This window comes from Mesorhizobium sp. ES1-1 (genome assembly GCF_020164785.1).
Taxonomy (GTDB): domain Bacteria; phylum Pseudomonadota; class Alphaproteobacteria; order Rhizobiales; family Rhizobiaceae; genus Mesorhizobium.
On the sequence record NZ_JAIUGX010000004.1, the window covers coordinates 475,154 to 491,220 of the forward strand.

The 16,067-nt window shown below is 63.0% G+C and carries 10 protein-coding genes and 1 pseudogene; 5 read left to right on the forward strand and 6 right to left on the reverse strand.

Translation table 11 applies throughout. From position 1 onward, the window contains the following. Positions 1-7 precede the first annotated feature (7 nt). The 3 genes from LB513_RS10040 to LB513_RS10050 all read right to left on the reverse strand — a co-directional run bounded on the left by LB513_RS10040 (position 8) and on the right by LB513_RS10050 (position 4,815). Positions 8-2,590, reverse strand: a complete 2,583-nt coding sequence (locus LB513_RS10040; protein WP_224663316.1) for an FAD-dependent oxidoreductase — start codon at positions 2,588-2,590, stop codon at positions 8-10. Further along, positions 2,587-3,072 (reverse strand): endonuclease domain-containing protein, encoded by a 486-nt coding sequence (locus tag LB513_RS10045; RefSeq protein ID WP_411962692.1) that lies wholly within the window; start codon positions 3,070-3,072, stop codon positions 2,587-2,589. The genes LB513_RS10040 and LB513_RS10045 overlap by 4 nt, the downstream gene beginning before the upstream one ends. 165 nt (positions 3,073-3,237) lie before the next feature. After that, positions 3,238-4,815 carry a trimethylamine methyltransferase family protein gene (locus LB513_RS10050; protein WP_224663317.1) on the reverse strand — a complete coding sequence of 526 codons (1,578 nt, stop codon included), beginning with the start codon at positions 4,813-4,815 and terminating at the stop codon, positions 3,238-3,240. A gap of 199 nt (positions 4,816-5,014) precedes the next feature. Here LB513_RS10050 and LB513_RS10055 point away from each other — a divergent pair, with 199 nt between their 5' ends. The 5 genes from LB513_RS10055 (at position 5,015) to LB513_RS10075 (ending at position 13,148) form a co-directional block, all read left to right on the forward strand. Then, positions 5,015-6,193 carry an MFS transporter gene (locus LB513_RS10055; protein ID WP_224663318.1) on the forward strand — a complete coding sequence of 393 codons (1,179 nt, stop codon included), beginning with the start codon at positions 5,015-5,017 and terminating at the stop codon, positions 6,191-6,193. A gap of 110 nt (positions 6,194-6,303) precedes the next feature. Next, complete coding sequence (locus LB513_RS10060) at positions 6,304-8,367, forward strand: prolyl oligopeptidase family serine peptidase (RefSeq protein ID WP_224663319.1); 2,064 nt, start codon at positions 6,304-6,306, stop codon at positions 8,365-8,367. A gap of 304 nt (positions 8,368-8,671) precedes the next feature. Further along, positions 8,672-10,051 (forward strand): aspartate aminotransferase family protein, encoded by a 1,380-nt coding sequence (locus LB513_RS10065; protein WP_224663320.1) that lies wholly within the window; start codon positions 8,672-8,674, stop codon positions 10,049-10,051. Between the two features lie 139 nt (positions 10,052-10,190). Then, positions 10,191-10,556 (forward strand): hypothetical protein, encoded by a 366-nt coding sequence (locus LB513_RS10070; RefSeq protein ID WP_224663321.1) that lies wholly within the window; start codon positions 10,191-10,193, stop codon positions 10,554-10,556. Positions 10,557-10,715: 159 nt separating this feature from the next. Then, positions 10,716-13,148 (forward strand): FAD-dependent oxidoreductase, encoded by a 2,433-nt coding sequence (locus tag LB513_RS10075; RefSeq protein WP_224663322.1) that lies wholly within the window; start codon positions 10,716-10,718, stop codon positions 13,146-13,148. Positions 13,149-13,460: 312 nt separating this feature from the next. On the opposite strand, the gene mmsB is transcribed toward LB513_RS10075, so the two are convergent. The 3 genes and pseudogenes from mmsB to LB513_RS10090 all read right to left on the reverse strand — a co-directional run bounded on the left by mmsB (position 13,461) and on the right by LB513_RS10090 (position 15,997). Continuing rightward, the gene (mmsB, locus tag LB513_RS10080; protein ID WP_224663323.1) at positions 13,461-14,345 is read right to left on the reverse strand and encodes a 3-hydroxyisobutyrate dehydrogenase; all 885 of its coding nucleotides are present in this window, start codon (positions 14,343-14,345) and stop codon (positions 13,461-13,463) included. Positions 14,346-14,396: 51 nt separating this feature from the next. After that, positions 14,397-14,764 (reverse strand): annotated as a pseudogene (locus LB513_RS10085) (four helix bundle protein). Positions 14,765-14,827: 63 nt separating this feature from the next. Continuing rightward, complete coding sequence (locus tag LB513_RS10090; RefSeq protein WP_224663324.1) at positions 14,828-15,997, reverse strand: isobutyryl-CoA dehydrogenase; 1,170 nt, start codon at positions 15,995-15,997, stop codon at positions 14,828-14,830. Positions 15,998-16,067: the final 70 nt, after the last annotated feature.

Below are 16,067 nucleotides of genomic sequence, written 5' to 3' on the forward strand. Positions count from 1 at the left end.
ATGGACCTCAGGTCCGCATCTTCTCGCCGCTCGGGTCGAAAGGCGCCTCGATATTTATGCGGGCGGGACGGCGATGTCCGAGGATCTCGATCTCGAACAGGCCCGCACTTTCGTCCGCGGCCAAGGCCGCCGGCACATAGCCCTGCGCCATCGACTTCTGGACATAGTGCGCATAGCCGCCCGACGTCACCCAACCCACGACACGCCAGTCGCCATCGACGATGCCGCGCACGGCTGACGAGCCCTCAGCAGCCTCGGATCCACGCGCTTCCTCGCCCTTGTCGTCGAAGCGCGGCGCGCCGTAGCCATGCGGCTTTTCAACCGTGCCAAAGTCCTTGGCGACCTTGGCCCAGATCGGCTCGTCGCCCATGACGTCGGCGTCGGCGGCATCGACGATGAAGGAGACACGGCGCAGTTTCGGGCCGTTGGCATGTTCCCTGGCGGCGGCCTCGCGGCCGATGAAGTCGTTCTTCTCGAGCTTGATGAAGCGGTCCATCGAACCCTCGAAGGGCCCGTAGATAGGCCGCAACTCGCGGTACCAGGTTGGGAAGTTCTTTTCCAGACGCATGGACAGCAATGCGCGCATGCCGAAATCGACGAGGCCGAACTCCTCGCCGGCGTCCTTGATCGCCTTGTAGACCAGGCGCTGATATGCCGGCGCCATCCAGATCTCATAACCGAGATCGCCGGTGTAGGTGATGCGGTTGACCATGCAGGGTGCGCCGCCGACCGCCATCTCACGGAAATCCATGAAGCGGAAAGCGGTGGTCGAGATGTCGACATCGACCAGCTTCTGCAACAGGTCGCGCGATCTCGGGCCGGCGATCGACAGGCCGACCAGCGTCTGGTCGAAGCGGTGGATGCGCACCTCCGATTCCCTTGGCCCATCTTTCGGCAGATGCTTTTCGAACCAGCGCATGTGGTATTTCTGCGCCGCCGACGAGCCCCAGATCATGAACCGGTCCTCGCCGGCCTTGGCGATGGTGAAGTCGCCGATCAGCTTGCCGAATTCGTTGAGCATAGGCGTCAGCACGATGCGGCCGGTCTTGGGCATGCGGTTGGTCATCAGCCGGTTGAGGAATTCCTCCGCCCCCGAACCAGACACTTCGTATTTGGCGAAATTGGCGATCTCGGTGACACCGACGCGCTCACGCGTGGCGCGCACTTCCTCGCCAATGGGGCCAAAGTCATTGGAGCGGTGGAAGGAGACGATGTCCTTCGGTTCCGTGCCCTTCGGCGCGAACCAGAGCGGCGTCTCGAGGCCCCAGCTGTCGCCCATAACGGCATTGTTGGCCAGCATGGTGTCGTAGAGCGGCGTCGTCTGCGCCGGACGGGCGGCCGGAAGCTCTTCGTTCGGGAAACGGATCGAGAAACGGCGCGAATAGTTTTCGCGCACCTTGGCGTTGGTATAGCGCAGGCCTGCCCATTCGCCGAAACGCGCGACATCCATGCCCCAGACGTCGAAGCCGGGATCGCCACTGACCATCCAGTTCGACAGCGCGAGGCCGACACCGCCACCCTGGCTGAAGCCGGCCATGACCGCGCAGGCGCACCAGAAATTGGTCAGGCCCTGCACCGGGCCGACCAGCGGATTGCCGTCGAGCGCGAAGGTGAAGGGGCCATTTATGATCTGCTTGATGCCAGCCTTCTCGATCCCGGGGAAATGCTTGAAGCCGATCTCCAGCGATGGCGCGATGCGGTCAAGGTCGGGCGGGAGCAATTCATGGCCGAAATCCCACGGCGTGTTGACCGGCGACCACGGCTTGCAGGCTTTCTCATAGGTGCCAAGCAGGATGCCGTTGCGCTCCTGCCGGGTGTAGATCTCGCCTTTGAAGTCGAGCACTCCAACCATTTCGCGGCCGGTGGATTTGTTGAATTCCTCGACCTCGGGCATCGGCTCGGTCAGCAGATACATGTGCTCCATGGCCAGGACCGGCAATTCGACGCCGACCATGCGGCCGATCTCGCGCGCCCACAGGCCACCGCAATTGACGACATGCTCGGCCTTGACCGTGCCCTGTTCAGTGACCACGTTCCAAGTGCCATCGACGTCCTGCGTCAGTTCAACGACGCGATTGCGCAGCACGATCTCGGCGCCGAGCTTCCTCGCCGCCTTGGCATAGGCGTGGGTCGTCCCGGACGGGTCGAGGTGGCCCTCGACCGGGTCCCACATGGCGCCGACGAAGTTCGTCTCGTCCATCAGGGGGAACATCGCCTTGGCTTCGGACGGCGTGATCAACTCCGTGTCCATGCCGAGATAGCGGCCCTTGGCGTGCGCGAGGCGCAGGAAATCCATGCGCTCCGGCGTATCGGCCATCATCACGCCGCCGGTCAGGTGCAGCGAGCAGGACTGGCCGGAGATTTCCTCGATCTCCTTGTACAGCTGCACGGTGTAGGCCTGCAGCTTGGCGACATTCGGGTCGCCGTTCAGCGTATGGAAGCCGCCAGCCGCGTGCCAGGACGAGCCGGAGGTGAGTTCCGAGCGCTCGATCAGCATGATGTCGGTCCAGCCGGCCTTCGCCAGGTGATAGAGCACCGAGCAGCCGACGACGCCGCCGCCGATAACAACCGCTTTTACATGGGATTTCATGAAGATAGATCCGTTTCTGAAGGGACTGAATCGAAGGGGTGCGATGTGAAGACAAAACGGAGATCTGATGTGGCCACGTTTTCCGCGAGCCTCCCATCCAACGCTGCCAGAATGGTTTCACAGACGGAAGTGCGGTGTGTCAGGACGTCCTGGGTCCAGACGCGGAGGATCGAATAGCCTTGGGCGCGCATGAAACCATCGCGGCGGCGGTCATAAGAACTGCCAGCGTGTTGCGAACCGTCGATTTCGACAACGAGCCATTTTTCGCGGCAGCAGAAGTCAGCAAAAAAAGGCCCAATAGAGAACTGACGCGCAAATCTGTAGCCGCCAAGCTTGCGCGTTTTTAGCTCGAGCCAAAGCAATGCTTCGGCTTGGTTCCCGGACTTCCGGAGGTTTCGCGCCCGGTTCGTTGTTCCGGCGCTGCGGCGGCTCCGCGTTTCATCAACGCCATCCCCCACTCCGTCGCCGCTACGCGGCGCCACCTCTCCCCCCTCCGGAGGGAGAGGAAGGGAGCCAGGCGACATAAGTTCGCGCCCTTCCTCTCCCCCGTCGACCGGGGGAGAGGTGTCGAGCGAAGCTCGAGGGAGTGGGGGTCGACTGTTCATCAAGTTCATACGAAGGATCGATCCACCAAGCAAAACCACCGATCAGAAATCTGTCGGGGCGCCGCCTTCGGACCGGCGTTTTTCGACGAAGGCGTTGAGTTCCTCGCGGATGGCGGGGTCCATATAGGGTTCCTCATAGGACGCCAGGCGTTCCTTCCAGACCTTGTTGGCCTTTTCCATCGCCGTCGGCGATCCGGCCTCGGCCCAGGTCTCGAAATTGCGCCAGTCCGAGAGGATCGGCGAGTAGAAGGCGTTCTTGTATCGGTCCTGGGTGTGCTGGGTGCCGAAGAAGTGGCCGCCGGGGCCGACGGACTGGATGGCGTCGAAGCCGAGCGCCTCGTCGGAGAGGTCGAGCGGGGTCAGGAACTCGGCCACCATCTGCAGGAGGTCGATGTCGAGGATGGTCTTTTCATAGGAGCAGCGTAGCCCGCCCTCCAGCCAGCCGGCCGCATGCATCATCAGATTGCCGCCGCCCTGGATTGCGCCCCACAGCGAGAAGACGCTTTCGTAGGCCGCCTGCGCATCGACCGTGTTGGCGGCGCAGGTGTTGGAGGTGCGGTAGGGAATATTGTAGCGGCGGGCAAGCTGGCCGCCGACGAGCTGCGCCTTCATGTATTCAGGCGTGCCGAAGGCGGGCGAGCCGGATTTCATGTCGACATTGGAGGTGAAGCCCCCATAGCCGACCGGCGCACCCTTGCGCACCATCTGGGCGAAGGCGATGCCTGACAGCGCCTCGGCATTCTGCTGTACCAGCGCGCCGGCGATGGTCACGGGGGCCATGGCGCCCGACAGGGTGAACGGCGTGACGATGACGACCTGACCCTTGCTCGACATCTGGATGATGCCTTCCATCATCGGCACGTCGAGCTTGAGCGGCGAGTTGGTGTTGATGATGGTGAAGACGGACGGTTCCTCCAGCATCTGCTCGTGGCTGACGCCGCGCGCGATGCGGGTGATTTCGATGCCGTCGACATTGCGCTCCTTGCCCAGCGAATAGACGTGGAACACCTTGTCCGTGAGCGTGGCAAGATCACGAATACATTCAAGGTGGCGGACCGATGGGTGGATGTCCGTCGGTTCAACGGGATAGCCGCCCGTGCAGTGCAGGATGTTGTGCATCTGCGCAAGGCGCAGGAAGTTGCGGTAATCCGCCTGGTTGCCGGGGCGACGGCCGCCATCCATGTCAGAGCAGTTGGGAGCGGATGCCATCATCGAGATGATGAGATTATTGCCGCCGAAGCGGACATTGTGCGCTGGATTACGGGCATGCATGGTGAATTCGGAGGGGCAGTGCGACACGAGTTCGAGGATCATGTCGCTGTCGAAGCGCACCCGCTCGGAGCCGTCGCGCACATCGGCGCCATGCGCCTTCATGATGCGACGAGCCTCGTCATGCAGAACGTCAACGCCGATTTCGCGCAGCACGCGCAGGGAGGCGAGGTGGATCGATTCGAGTTCGTCCTCCGAAACGAGCCTTGTCGGCGCGAGCGGGTTCCTCATCTGGCGAAACGCCGGTTGTTCGAATGCTGACGAGCCGCCGGCGCGCTTTCCGGCGCGCCCGCCGCGGCGGGCGCGATCGGGCGTCATGGCCGGGTCTGCGGGTTGTAGGGCGGCAGTCATGATGGTCCTCGTGCGATGCGATAGCGGGCGGCATAATGGACCGGCGCTCCGCCGGTCAGTGCGGAGGCGGCGACCACTAGGACGAGGGAAGCGACATGCCAGAGCGGCCGAGCCTTGGCTCGCCGATTTCATCCTGCTGAGGCTTCCGCAAGCATCGTCCGACCGATAGGGCTAGCCCGAATCTTCGTCGCGAGCCGCCATGACCTCACCCGTCCAATCAGCCGAGCCGCCCCTCAAGTGGGCGGCCCTCGCAGGCGTAACCGCCGCGCTGGCGATGTTCGGCGCGGCGCAGGGCTTGAGCTCGCCGCTGTTCACGCTGCTGATGCAGAAGCAGGGCCTCTCGCCGGCGCTGATCGGCCTGTCGGCGGCCATGATGCCTTTCGGTCTCGTCCTGTCGGCGTCCTTCGTGCCGACGGCGGTCCGGCTGGTGGGCGCGCGCAGGCTGGCGGTGGCTTGTTCGCTGATCGGCGCGCTCTGTTTCATGGCCATCGGCCATCTTCAGGACTGGGTCGGCTGGTTCCTCATTCGCTTCGCCCTCGGCATCGTCATCAACCCGCTTTATGTTCTTGGCGAAGTCTGGGCCCTTTCGCTGGCGCCGCCGTCACGCCGCGGCCGGGTCATGGGGGTGTTCAACACGGTGCTGGGGGCGGGTTATGCGACCGGGCCGTTCGCCCTGACGTTGATCGGCACATCGGGTTGGGCTCCATTCGCGGTCGGGGTTGTCGGTTTTCTGTTATGCGCGTTTATCCTTCACGCCGTTTCTTCGGATCTTGCCGGTTTCGAGGATGACGGACAATCAAATGGCGGTCTCCTCGGCTTTGCCGGCATGGCGCCAGCGCTGCTGCTGGCTGTCCTCGTCTCAGCAGCGGTGCAGCAAAGCACTTATGCGCTCCTCCCGGTCTTCGGCGGGCGCTACGGCCTGGCTGAAGCCATTCTGGCCGCGCTGGTGATGGCGCTTTCGCTGGGAAATATCCTGCTGCAGATTCCGCTCGGTCTGCTGGCGGAGCGTTATGGCGGCCGCGCCATGATCATCGTTTGCGCTCTGGCGACAACGGCCTGCGCCCTGTTGCTTCCGCTGCTGATCCTGACACCGCTGGTCTGGGTAGTGCTCCTGGTGATGGGGGCCGTCGGATACGGCGTCTATACAATGGCGCTGGTCGAACTGGGCGACAGGTTCAAGGGCTCGGTGCTGGTCGCCGGCAACGCCGCCTTCGCGTTGATGTGGGGCGTCGGCGGCATTGTCGGTCCGCCCGGGGCAGGGCTGCTGATGCAGGCCATCGGCCCGCTTGGGCTGCCGGTCGTGATCGCATGCCTCGATGCCTTGCTGGTCTTCTTCGCGTTGTACCGCTCGTCGGTTCGCCGACGCGGGCGCGCATGACGGCACCGGCCGGCTGGTAGGGTTGCACCTCGCTTCATGAACCACGGCTATTGAATATCGGATACGGCATGTCGATGTTGCATGCCGAAGCATCGCCTCTCGGAGATTCCATGACCCTGCCCAATACGAAACCCGCAGCCGCAAACGACGATCCCTTCCTCTGGCTGGAAGACAGGACGTCCGAGCAAGCGCTCGACTGGGTGCATCGCCAGAACGCGGTGACGATCGGCGAACTGCAGGGCGACCCGGCCTATCAAGCTTCGTTCGAGACCGCCCTGGACCTCATGACGGCTGAGGACAACATCGCGGTTGGCGCGGCCATTGCCGGCCATGTCTATAATTTCTGGCAGGACAAGACCAATGCGCTCGGCCTGTGGCGGCGCACCACGGTTGCCTCCTACAAGAGCGAGAAGCCGGTGTGGGAAACGATCCTCGACTTCGATCAGCTTGCGGCGAAGGAAGGGATCAAATGGGTGTTCAGCGGCGCCAGCCGGCTCTATCCGGATTTCAGCCGCTGCCTGCTGTCGATGTCGCCGGACGGTGGTGACGCCAATGAGATGCGGGAGTTCGATATTGAATCCCGGTCATTCATCGAAGGCGGGTTTCGCGCGCCGGCCTCCAAGTCCGGGTTTGGCTGGCTGGACAAGGACACCGTCATCGTCTCGGCGGCCTTCGAGGATTCCGAGAAGACCGAATCCGGTTATCCCCGTGTGATCAAGTTCTGGAAGCGCGGCACTCGCCTGGAAGAGGCGACACCGGTCTTCGAGGCGCAAAAGCAGGACCTTGCCGTTGGCGCCGGCGTCGAATTCGACGGCGACAGGCGTTATCTGTTTTTGGCGCGGACGCTCAACTTCTTCGCGTCGCACATGTTCCTGCGGCTGCCCTCCGGCGAAAACAGACGCTTGCCGCTGCCGGAGGACACGACCGATACGGCCGTGTTTCGGGATCAGTTCGTCTTCGGTGTGCGCAGCCCGTGGACCGCGCCGGACGGCACGACGTGCAAGCCTGACGGTCTCTATTCGCTCGATCTGGCGCACTGGGTTGAGACCGGTGTGATCGGACGCGTTGAAACCTTGCTAGAGCCGGCCTATCGCGTGTCGATCAGCGGGCTTGCCCGCACTCAGGACCGGCTTTTCATAAGCCTGATGGACAATGTGCGCGGCAAGGTTCTTGTCGGCGAGCGCAAAGCGGGAGCGTGGTCGCTGAAGCCCGTGGCACTGCCGGACAATGGCACGGTCGGCATCAGCCATGCCGAGCATTTCGGCTCCAGCGTCTCTTTCTCCTTCACTGATTTCCTGACGCCGAGTTCGATCATCTGGTCGGACGACGATGGCGAAACGCTGGAGACGGTGAAGTCGCAGCCGGCGCGCTTCGATGCCGGACCACTCATCTCCGAGCAGTTCGAGGCCCGTTCCAAGGACGGCACCATGATCCCTTATTTCGTCGTCAGGCGGAGAGACCAGAAGCGTCCGGTGCCGACGCTGCTCTACGGCTATGGCGGATTCGAAGTGCCGCTGCTGCCCGGTTATGCCGGCGTACGCGGCAGGCTTTGGCTGGAGAAGGGCAACGCCTATGTGCAGGCCTGTATTCGTGGCGGCGGCGAATTCGGCCCGGCCTGGCACCAGGCGGCGCTCAAAGGCAACCGCCAGAACGGCTTCGACGACTTCGCCGCGGTGGCGCGGGACGTCGTCGAGCGAGGCATCGCCACGGCTTCCTCGCTGGGGATCCAGGGCGGCTCGAATGGCGGCCTGCTGACCGGCGTTTCGCTGACGCAGCATCCCGAGCTTTTCGGCGCCGTTATCATCGAGGTGCCACTGCTCGACATGCTGCGATACACGCAATTGCCGCCTGGCGCCTCGTGGATGGCCGAATATGGCGACCCTTCGCTGCCGGAAGACGCGAAATGGCTTTCAGCCTATTCGCCCTACCAGCATGTCGAGGAGGGCATCGCCTATCCGCCTGTCCTGCTCACCACATCGACGGCCGACGATCGGGTGCATCCGGGCCATGCCCGCAAGATGGCCGCCCGGCTTCAGGAGGCGGGTCATGCCAGGACATTGTTCTTCGAGGAGACGGAAGGCGGACATGGCGGTCGCGGCGACCGCAGACCGCAAGCGGCGCAGACGGCGATGAAATATGTCTTCCTGCAAAGGGCGCTGAGCGCCACGGCCTGAACTTGTTTCGGGCGACTAGAACAGGAGTGGTGCGCCGTAACCTCCATTTGACCTGAACCGTTGGTCCCAGCCAATCCGAACGCAAAACCGTTTCGCACTTTTGCAGGAATTGCTCTAAGATGCCTGGCATGGCTCACGCTAGGCTATCGGCACGCGCATTCCGGGTCGCGGTGACACCGTCATCGCGGACCCTGCGCGCCGAGCTTCTGCGTTTGTGCGCCCGCATCGGCTATTCGCCTCCTGTGCGCCTCTGAAACATTCGCCCCGGCACCAGCCGGCATGAATTTCAGAGGGAAATATCGATATGACCTACCAGAATTATTCGCTGAAGCAGCTTCAGCAGATCGACGCCGCGCACCATCTGCATCCCTTCACGGACCACAAGGAATTGCGCGAGACCGGTTCGCGCATCATCACCCACGCCAACGGGCCGTTCATCTACGATTCCGAAGGGGCGGAAATCCTCGACGGGATGGCTGGCCTTTGGTGCGTCAGCATCGGCTATGGCCGGGATGAGCTGGCCGATGCGGCTTACGCGCAGATGAAGGAGCTGCCCTACTACAATTCCTTCTTCAAATGCTCGACGCCGACACCGGTGCTGCTGTCGAAGAAGCTGGCGGAGATCGCACCCAAGCACATCAACCAGGTGTTTTACGGCTCGTCAGGCTCCGAAGCCAACGACACGGCCCTGCGCCTGGTGCGCCATTACTGGGCGCTGGAAGGCAAGCCGGAGAAGAACCGCATCATCTCGCGCAAAATGGGCTATCACGGTTCCACCGTCGCGGGCACGTCGCTGGGCGGCATGGACCTGATGCACAAGCAGCTCGGCGGCGCGGTTCCCAACATCGTCCATGTGATGATGCCCTATGCGTTCGAGCTGGCTCTGCCCGGCGAGAGCGATCACGATTTCGGCCTGCGCGCGGCAAAGGCGGTCGAGGACGCGATCCTCGAAGCCGGCCCCGACAAGGTCGCGGCCTTCATCGGCGAGCCGGTGATGGGCGCAGGCGGCGTCAAGATCCCACCGGCGAGCTACTGGCCGGAAGTCCAGCGCATCTGCCGCAAATACGACGTGCTGCTGATGCTGGACGAGGTCATCACCGGCTATGGCCGCACCGGTGAATGGTTCGCGGCGCAGACCTTCGGCATCGAGCCCGACACCATTACCACCGCAAAGGCGCTGACCTCCGGCTACCAGCCGCTCTCGGCGCTGCTGGTCGGCGATCGCATCGCCGCGGCGCTGGTGGAGAAGGGCGGCGAGTTCTATCACGGCTACACCTATTCCGGTCACCCGGTGGCCTGTGCCGTTGCGCTGAAGAATCTCGAGATCATCGAGCGGGAAGGGCTGGTCGACCGTGTGAGGAACGATACCGGCCCTTATTTCGCGCAGGCTTTGCAGGAGCGCATCGCCGGGCATAATCTGGTCGGCGAAGTGCGATCCATCGGGCTGATGGGTGCGATCGAGATCGTCAAGGACAAGGCGACGCGGGAGCGGTTCCTGCCGGGCGGCAGCGCCGCGGTCACCGTCCGCGACCACGCGATCGGACAAGGCATGATGCTGCGCGCCACAGGCGACACGATGATCCTGTCGCCACCGCTGATCTGGACGGGCGACACCATCGACATGGCTTGCGAGCGGATCGGGAAGGCGCTGGATCTCGCGCAGGCGGACCTGCGCAAGCTGTAAGAGCCGGCGCCTCCTGCCGGGCGGCCTTGTGAGACGAGATCGCCCGGCGTTCCACGACATGCTTCTTGGTCAGGAACAACTTCATCCCCTCATGCGTAGTGTGGGAGGCAGCGGCCTGGCCGCGACAAGGGGGACAACGATGAGAAAAGCCGGCAAGAGCCGACAGGCGCGAGAAGCCGCCAGCATCGGCGCCGATCTGATGCTGGCGCCGTTGGTGGCGATGATGCGCCTGCCGCTGATGGCGATGGATCACGGCAGCAGGGAGCCCTGGGGCACGGAGAGCGCACTTGCGGTGAACGAGAAGACCGCCGCGATGGCCGAGGGTGTCCTTGCCGCGCATGTCTCCTTCCTGGGTTCGGCGCTGGGCTTCTGGCCGGAACTGCTTTCCGGTCGCACGCCATCGTTGCTCAACGGCGTTGCGGCGGAGCGGTCGATCAGCGCCGCGCTGACGCCGGCCAGCCGCGCCGTGAAGGCCAATTTTCTGCGCCTGTCCCGCAAGACCTGACGAGAGTCACTTCCAGACGATCGACGGGCACCAAAACCGTTTACCGTTCTGGTGGCGGTGGTTTAATACCGGTCAGGCAGAGCCGCTGAAGCGGCTTCTGCATGTTCTTGTGCGGATGTGTCCATCCGGTCGGTAACATCTCTTGAGGGGCACGTGCATATGGCGAGTTCGGTTCGTGCGGTCGTGGTCGGTGGCGGTTGCGTGGGTGCCGGCATCCTCTATGGCCTGGCAAAGCGCGGCTGGACCGACGTCGCCCTGCTGGAGCGAACGCAGCTTACGGCAGGCTCGACCTGGCATGCGGCCGGGCTCATCCCCTCTTATGCGCGCAGCCGCAATATCGGCCGCATGATCGCCAGGTCGATCGAGATCTATGAAAGGCTGGAGGCCGAAACGGGTCAGAAGGTCGGCTGGCACAAATGCGGCCAGTTGCGCATTGCCAACACGCGGGACAGGCTCGACGAGTACAAGAGCTATATGGATGTCGCCGAGACGCAGGGTGTGCAGGCCCGCATCGTATCGCCGGCGGAGGCGCGGGAGATCTGGCCCCTCCTCGACAACAAGCAGATGCTTGGCGCTCTCTACCATCCCGACGACGGCCACATTGCGCCGGCCGACGTCACCCAGGCCATGGCCAAGGGTGCGCGCGACCTCGGGGCAAAGGTGCATCTAGGCACGGAGGTGGTGGGTTTCGAGCGGATGCTGGGCGGCGAATGGAAGGTCAGGACCACTCGCGGCGATTTCGTCTGCGAACACGTCATCCTCGCAACCGGCAACTATGCTCGCCAGACGGGCGCCATGCTGGGGCTCGACATTCCGGCGATCCCGATCCTGCATCAGTATTGGATCACAGAGGCTGTTCCCGAAATCGTGGAACGCAAGCGAAGTGGCTTTCCGGAAATGCCGATCCTCCGCGATGAGGGTTTCGAAGGCTATTTGCGCGAGGAAGGCGACGGGCTGATGTTCGGTCCCTATGAGCGGACCGAACAGCTCAAGCTGTTCGCCGAAAACGGCGTGCCGGAATGGTTCGGCGCCGATCTGCTGGACGAGGATTTCGACGCCGTTTCCTGGAACTGGGAGCGCGCCACCGAGCTGGTTCCCGCGCTCGGCCGCGCCGGCCTCAAGCGGAACGTGCGAGGACCCTTCCAGATGACGGCCGATGAGCTGCCGTTGATGGGCCAGGCATGGGGCCTGGAGAATGTGTGGCTCGCCGAAGGCGTGCCGGGCGGCATCCTTTGGGGCGGAGCGATTGGCTACTACCTCTCCGAGCGGATCGTGGAGGGTGGCAACAGCCTCGACACGGCGGAACTGGATCCTCGCCGGTTCGGCGACTATGCCAACAAGAACTGGACCCGGGAAAAGGTGAGGGAAGCCTGGGGCACCCACGCCACCCAGCATTATCCCGGCCAGGACATGCCGGCGTCGCGACCGCAAAAAACGGCTCCATCCTACGACCGCCTGAGCCAGCTCGGCGCGGTATGGGACGTGTTGAACGGCTGGGAGATGCCAAGCTGGTTCGCACCCGAAGGCGTCGAAGCGCGTAATGTCTACAGCTGGCGCTGGACTGCCAAGGGCAGCTACGTCGACGCGGAGGTGCAGGCCGTTCGCAAGGCCGCCGGCCTGGTCGAGATGACGCCGATGACCAAGTTCGAGGTCAGCGGGTCAGGAGCCGAACGCTGGCTCGACGCAATCCTGGCGAACAAGCTGCCAAGCCTCGGCCGTGTCGTGCTTGCCCATCACCTGACGGCGGGCGGCGGCGTGCAGGCGGAGTATGTTGTGGCACGGCTGCGGAGCGACCAGTTCTACCTGATTTCGACGCCGCGCGCCGAACGACTGAATTTCGATGAGCTGTGCCGGCTGCTGCCGAAGGACGGCAGCGTGCAGCTGCGCAATGTCAGTGGAGATCGCGGTGCTTTCACAATTGTTGGGCCCAAAGCCCGCGATGTCTTGCAGCCGTTGACGGAAATCGACCTCTCCAACGAAGCCTTCCCATGGTTCAGCGCCCGGTCCGGCACTGTCGGCATGGCGAGCGATGTGAGGCTGTTGCGCGTCAACTACTCCGGCGAACTGGGATGGGAACTCTATCACCCACTCTGCTACCAGCGGCACTTGCTTGACGCGCTCCTGGCGTCAGGAGAGGCGCACGGGCTGAGGCTGGTTGGGCTTCAGGCGCTTGAGTCGCTGCGTCTCGATAAATCCTACCGGGCGATGTATCGCGACATGAATCTCGAGATGTCAGCCTGGGAGAGCGGTCTCGATCGCTTCATCAATCTCGATAAGGATTTCATCGGCCGTGCCGCGCTGGAAGCAAAGCGCACGCAACTGGCACGCCGGATCGTCACACTGTCGATAGACACGGATGGTGCCAGCGCATTTGCTTTCGAGGGCGTCCATCGCGAAGGCAAGCTCGTGGGCCACGTCACTTCGGCGGGCTATTCCTACACTTTTGGTCACGACATCGCGCTGGCGCTGTTGCCGCTGGACCTTGGTTTGGTGGGCACCGAGCTGGAAGTGTCGATCCTCGGCCAGCGCCGGCCGGCAAGGGTGATCGCCGATTCGCCCTATGACCCGAGCGGCGCGCGCGGGCGAATGTAAGGCATTTCCGGTCGACCGCCTTCCGACTCGTCCGGAGCAAAACGCAAAAAACCGCGCTCCAGGGGAACGCGGCTTTGCCAGATACGCATGGAGTTTCGCTACGCAAACATTTTGCGAAACATGTTGGGCACTTGTCGAGACTTACGGGCTCCGGTACGCGAGACCTGATCCGGAGCGCCGGGCGGTGCGATATGTCCGCCTCGCAATCCGTTTTACAGAAACATCGTTACCGCCGGGTTATCGAGAGCTTAAGCAAATCTAAATTTGCCGGGTTTCTGCCAATACCGAAGAAAAACAAGTTATATTAGCGACTTATGTATTAGCGCCGCGCAAGAAGTTGATAATGCCGGAAAAGTCGGCGTCGGCATGCCCCTGGGCGTTGAACAGCGCATAAAGTTGTGCCGCCTCCGAACCCAGTGGAGTTACGGCTCCTGAACCAAGCGCTGCTTCCTGCGCCAGCTTCAAGTCCTTCAACATGAGCGCGGCGGCAAAACCGGGCTTGTAGTCGCGGTTGGCCGGCGAGGTCGGCACCGGGCCGGGCACCGGGCAATAGGTGGTCAGCGACCAGCATTGGCCCGACGAGGTCGAGGCGACGTCGTACAGCGCCTGATGCGACAGGCCGAGCTTTTCGGCCAGCACGAAGGCTTCGGCGACGCCGATCATCGAAATTCCGAGGATCATGTTGTTGCAGATCTTGGCGGCCTGTCCGGCGCCGTCGCCACCGCAATGGACGACACGTCCGGCCATTGGCTTCAGTATCGGCTCGGCAGCGGCAAAAGCCGCATCGGAGCCGCCGGCCATGAAGGTGAGGGTGCCGGCCGTGGCCCCGACGGTACCCCCCGAGACTGGCGCATCGATCGACAAGAGGCCGTGTTCAGCCGCTGTGGCATGCGCCTTGCGCGCCGACTCGACGTCGATGGTCGAAGAATCAATGAACAGCGCGCCGGTCTTCGCCTTGGGAGCAACGTCCTCATAGACCGACAGCACATGCTTGCCGGCCGGCAGCATGGTGATCACCACATCGGCGTCCTTCACCGCTGCCGGCGCGTTCGCCATGATGACGACACCATGATCGCGGGCGACCGTGAGATTCTCCGGGACCAAATCGAAACCGTGCACGGCATGCCCCGCTTTGACCAAGTTGGCGGCCATCGGATTGCCCATATTACCGAGGCCGATGAAGGCGATGATTGTCATGACGGTGCTCCTGGACAGGCAGTAGGCAGTAGGCAGTAGGCAGTAGGCGCTTTATTCGGGCGCCAGTTTGATAATGAGTTTGCGAAGCATTTTCCCGAGGCCCTCGGTCGCTAACAGTAGCTGATGAGCTTGATCATGTGTGGCAAGACCGATGCGCTCAGCGATCTGGAGATTGTCTCGAACTCCTTCAGCGAGCCTTGGGCTATCCGGAGAAATTGCTGGTAAGAACCTCTGTTGTCCCGGCCATAACCCTCGGCGATGTTTGCCGGGATGGAGGTGGCCGAGCGGCGGATTAGGCTGGTTAAGCCATAAAGTTCTTCTTTCGGCCATGTCTTGGTCAAGCAGTAGGTGCTTACGGCTAGGTCCATCGCCTGCTGCCACACGATAAGATCCTTGTACGAGTTGATCTTGCCGGTCATCCTTCACCTACTGCCTACTGCCTACTGCCTACTGCCTACTGCCTACTGCCTACTGCCTACTGCCTACTGCCTACCAATCAACGCCCGCGCGATGATGACGCGCATGATCTCGTTGGTGCCTTCGAGGATCTGGTGCACGCGCAAATCCCGCACCAGCTTCTCGATGCCGTAGTCGTGCAGGTAGCCGTAGCCGCCGAGCAGCTGCAGCGCGTCATTGGCGACGGTGAAACCGGTATCGGTGACGAAGCGCTTGGCCATGGCCGACCATTTGCCGGCATCGGGTGCCTTGCGGTCGAGCTTCGCGGCGGCGGCATAGAGGAACATGCGGGCCGCTTGCAGTTCTGTCTCCATGTCGGCCAGCCGGAACTGAAGTGCCTGGAACTGGTTGATCCTGGAACCGAACGCCTTGCGCTGGGCGGTGTAGTCCAGCGCCTTGTCGAGTGCGGATTGCGCGCCGCCTAGCGAACACGCCGCGATGTTCAGCCGCCCCCCGTCCAGCCCAGCCATGGCGATGCCGAAGCCGGCACCTTCGCCCGACAAGAGGTTTTCGGCAGGCACCTTGCAATCCTCGAAAATGACCTGGCGCGTCGACTGCATGTGCCAGCCCATCTTGTGTTCGTTGACGCCGAAGGAAAGGCCGGGCGCATCGTTGGGTACGATCATGGTAGAAATGCCCTTCGGCCCGTCCGCGCCGGTGCGCACCATGACGGCATAGATATCGCTGTCGCCGGCGCCGGAAATGAACTGCTTGGTGCCGTTGAGAATGTAGTCTGAGCCGCTCTTCACCGCCCGCGTCTTCAGGGCCGCGGCGTCGGATCCGGAACCGGGTTCGGTCAGGCAATAGCTGGCCAGCCACTCCATCGAGGTGAGCTTCGGCAGGAAGCGCTGACGCTGCTCGTCATTGCCGAAGCGGTCGATCATCGAGGCCACCATGTTGTGGATCGATATGAAGGACGAAAAGGCCGGGTCGGCGTGCGACAAGGCCTCGAAGATCAGCACAGCATCGAGCCGTCCGAGGGCGGAGCCGCCGACATCGTCCCTGACGTAGATGCCGCCGAGGCCGAGCGGCCCGGACTCCCTGATGACATCGGCCGGGAAATGCCGTTCGCGGTCCCAGACGAGGGCATTCGGCGCGACCCGGTCGGCGGCAAAAGCGCGCGCCATCTCCTGGATGGCCCGCTGTTCCTCGTTGAGTTCGAACTGGCTGGTGCTCGCATCGACCGCGGCGTCCATGGCGTGCTCCTTGGGTTGGCTCGCTGGCCTGTTGTTTTTGGCTTTGCGCGCGTAGCAATCTAGACCAATG

Bases quoted from the DNA above. Each gene is read 5' to 3' on its own strand.
- LB513_RS10040 (WP_224663316.1), bottom strand. From the start codon at position 2,590: ATGAAATCCCATGTAAAAGCGGTTGTTATCGGCGGCGGCGTCGTCGGC.
- LB513_RS10050 (WP_224663317.1), bottom strand. From the start codon at position 4,815: ATGACTGCCGCCCTACAACCCGCAGACCCGGCCATGACGCCCGATCGC.
- LB513_RS10055 (WP_224663318.1), top strand. From the start codon at position 5,015: ATGACCTCACCCGTCCAATCAGCCGAGCCGCCCCTCAAGTGGGCGGCC.
- LB513_RS10060 (WP_224663319.1), top strand. From the start codon at position 6,304: ATGACCCTGCCCAATACGAAACCCGCAGCCGCAAACGACGATCCCTTC.
- LB513_RS10065 (WP_224663320.1), top strand. From the start codon at position 8,672: ATGACCTACCAGAATTATTCGCTGAAGCAGCTTCAGCAGATCGACGCC.
- LB513_RS10070 (WP_224663321.1), top strand. From the start codon at position 10,191: ATGAGAAAAGCCGGCAAGAGCCGACAGGCGCGAGAAGCCGCCAGCATC.
- LB513_RS10075 (WP_224663322.1), top strand. From the start codon at position 10,716: ATGGCGAGTTCGGTTCGTGCGGTCGTGGTCGGTGGCGGTTGCGTGGGT.
- mmsB (WP_224663323.1), bottom strand. From the start codon at position 14,345: ATGACAATCATCGCCTTCATCGGCCTCGGTAATATGGGCAATCCGATG.
- LB513_RS10090 (WP_224663324.1), bottom strand. From the start codon at position 15,997: ATGGACGCCGCGGTCGATGCGAGCACCAGCCAGTTCGAACTCAACGAG.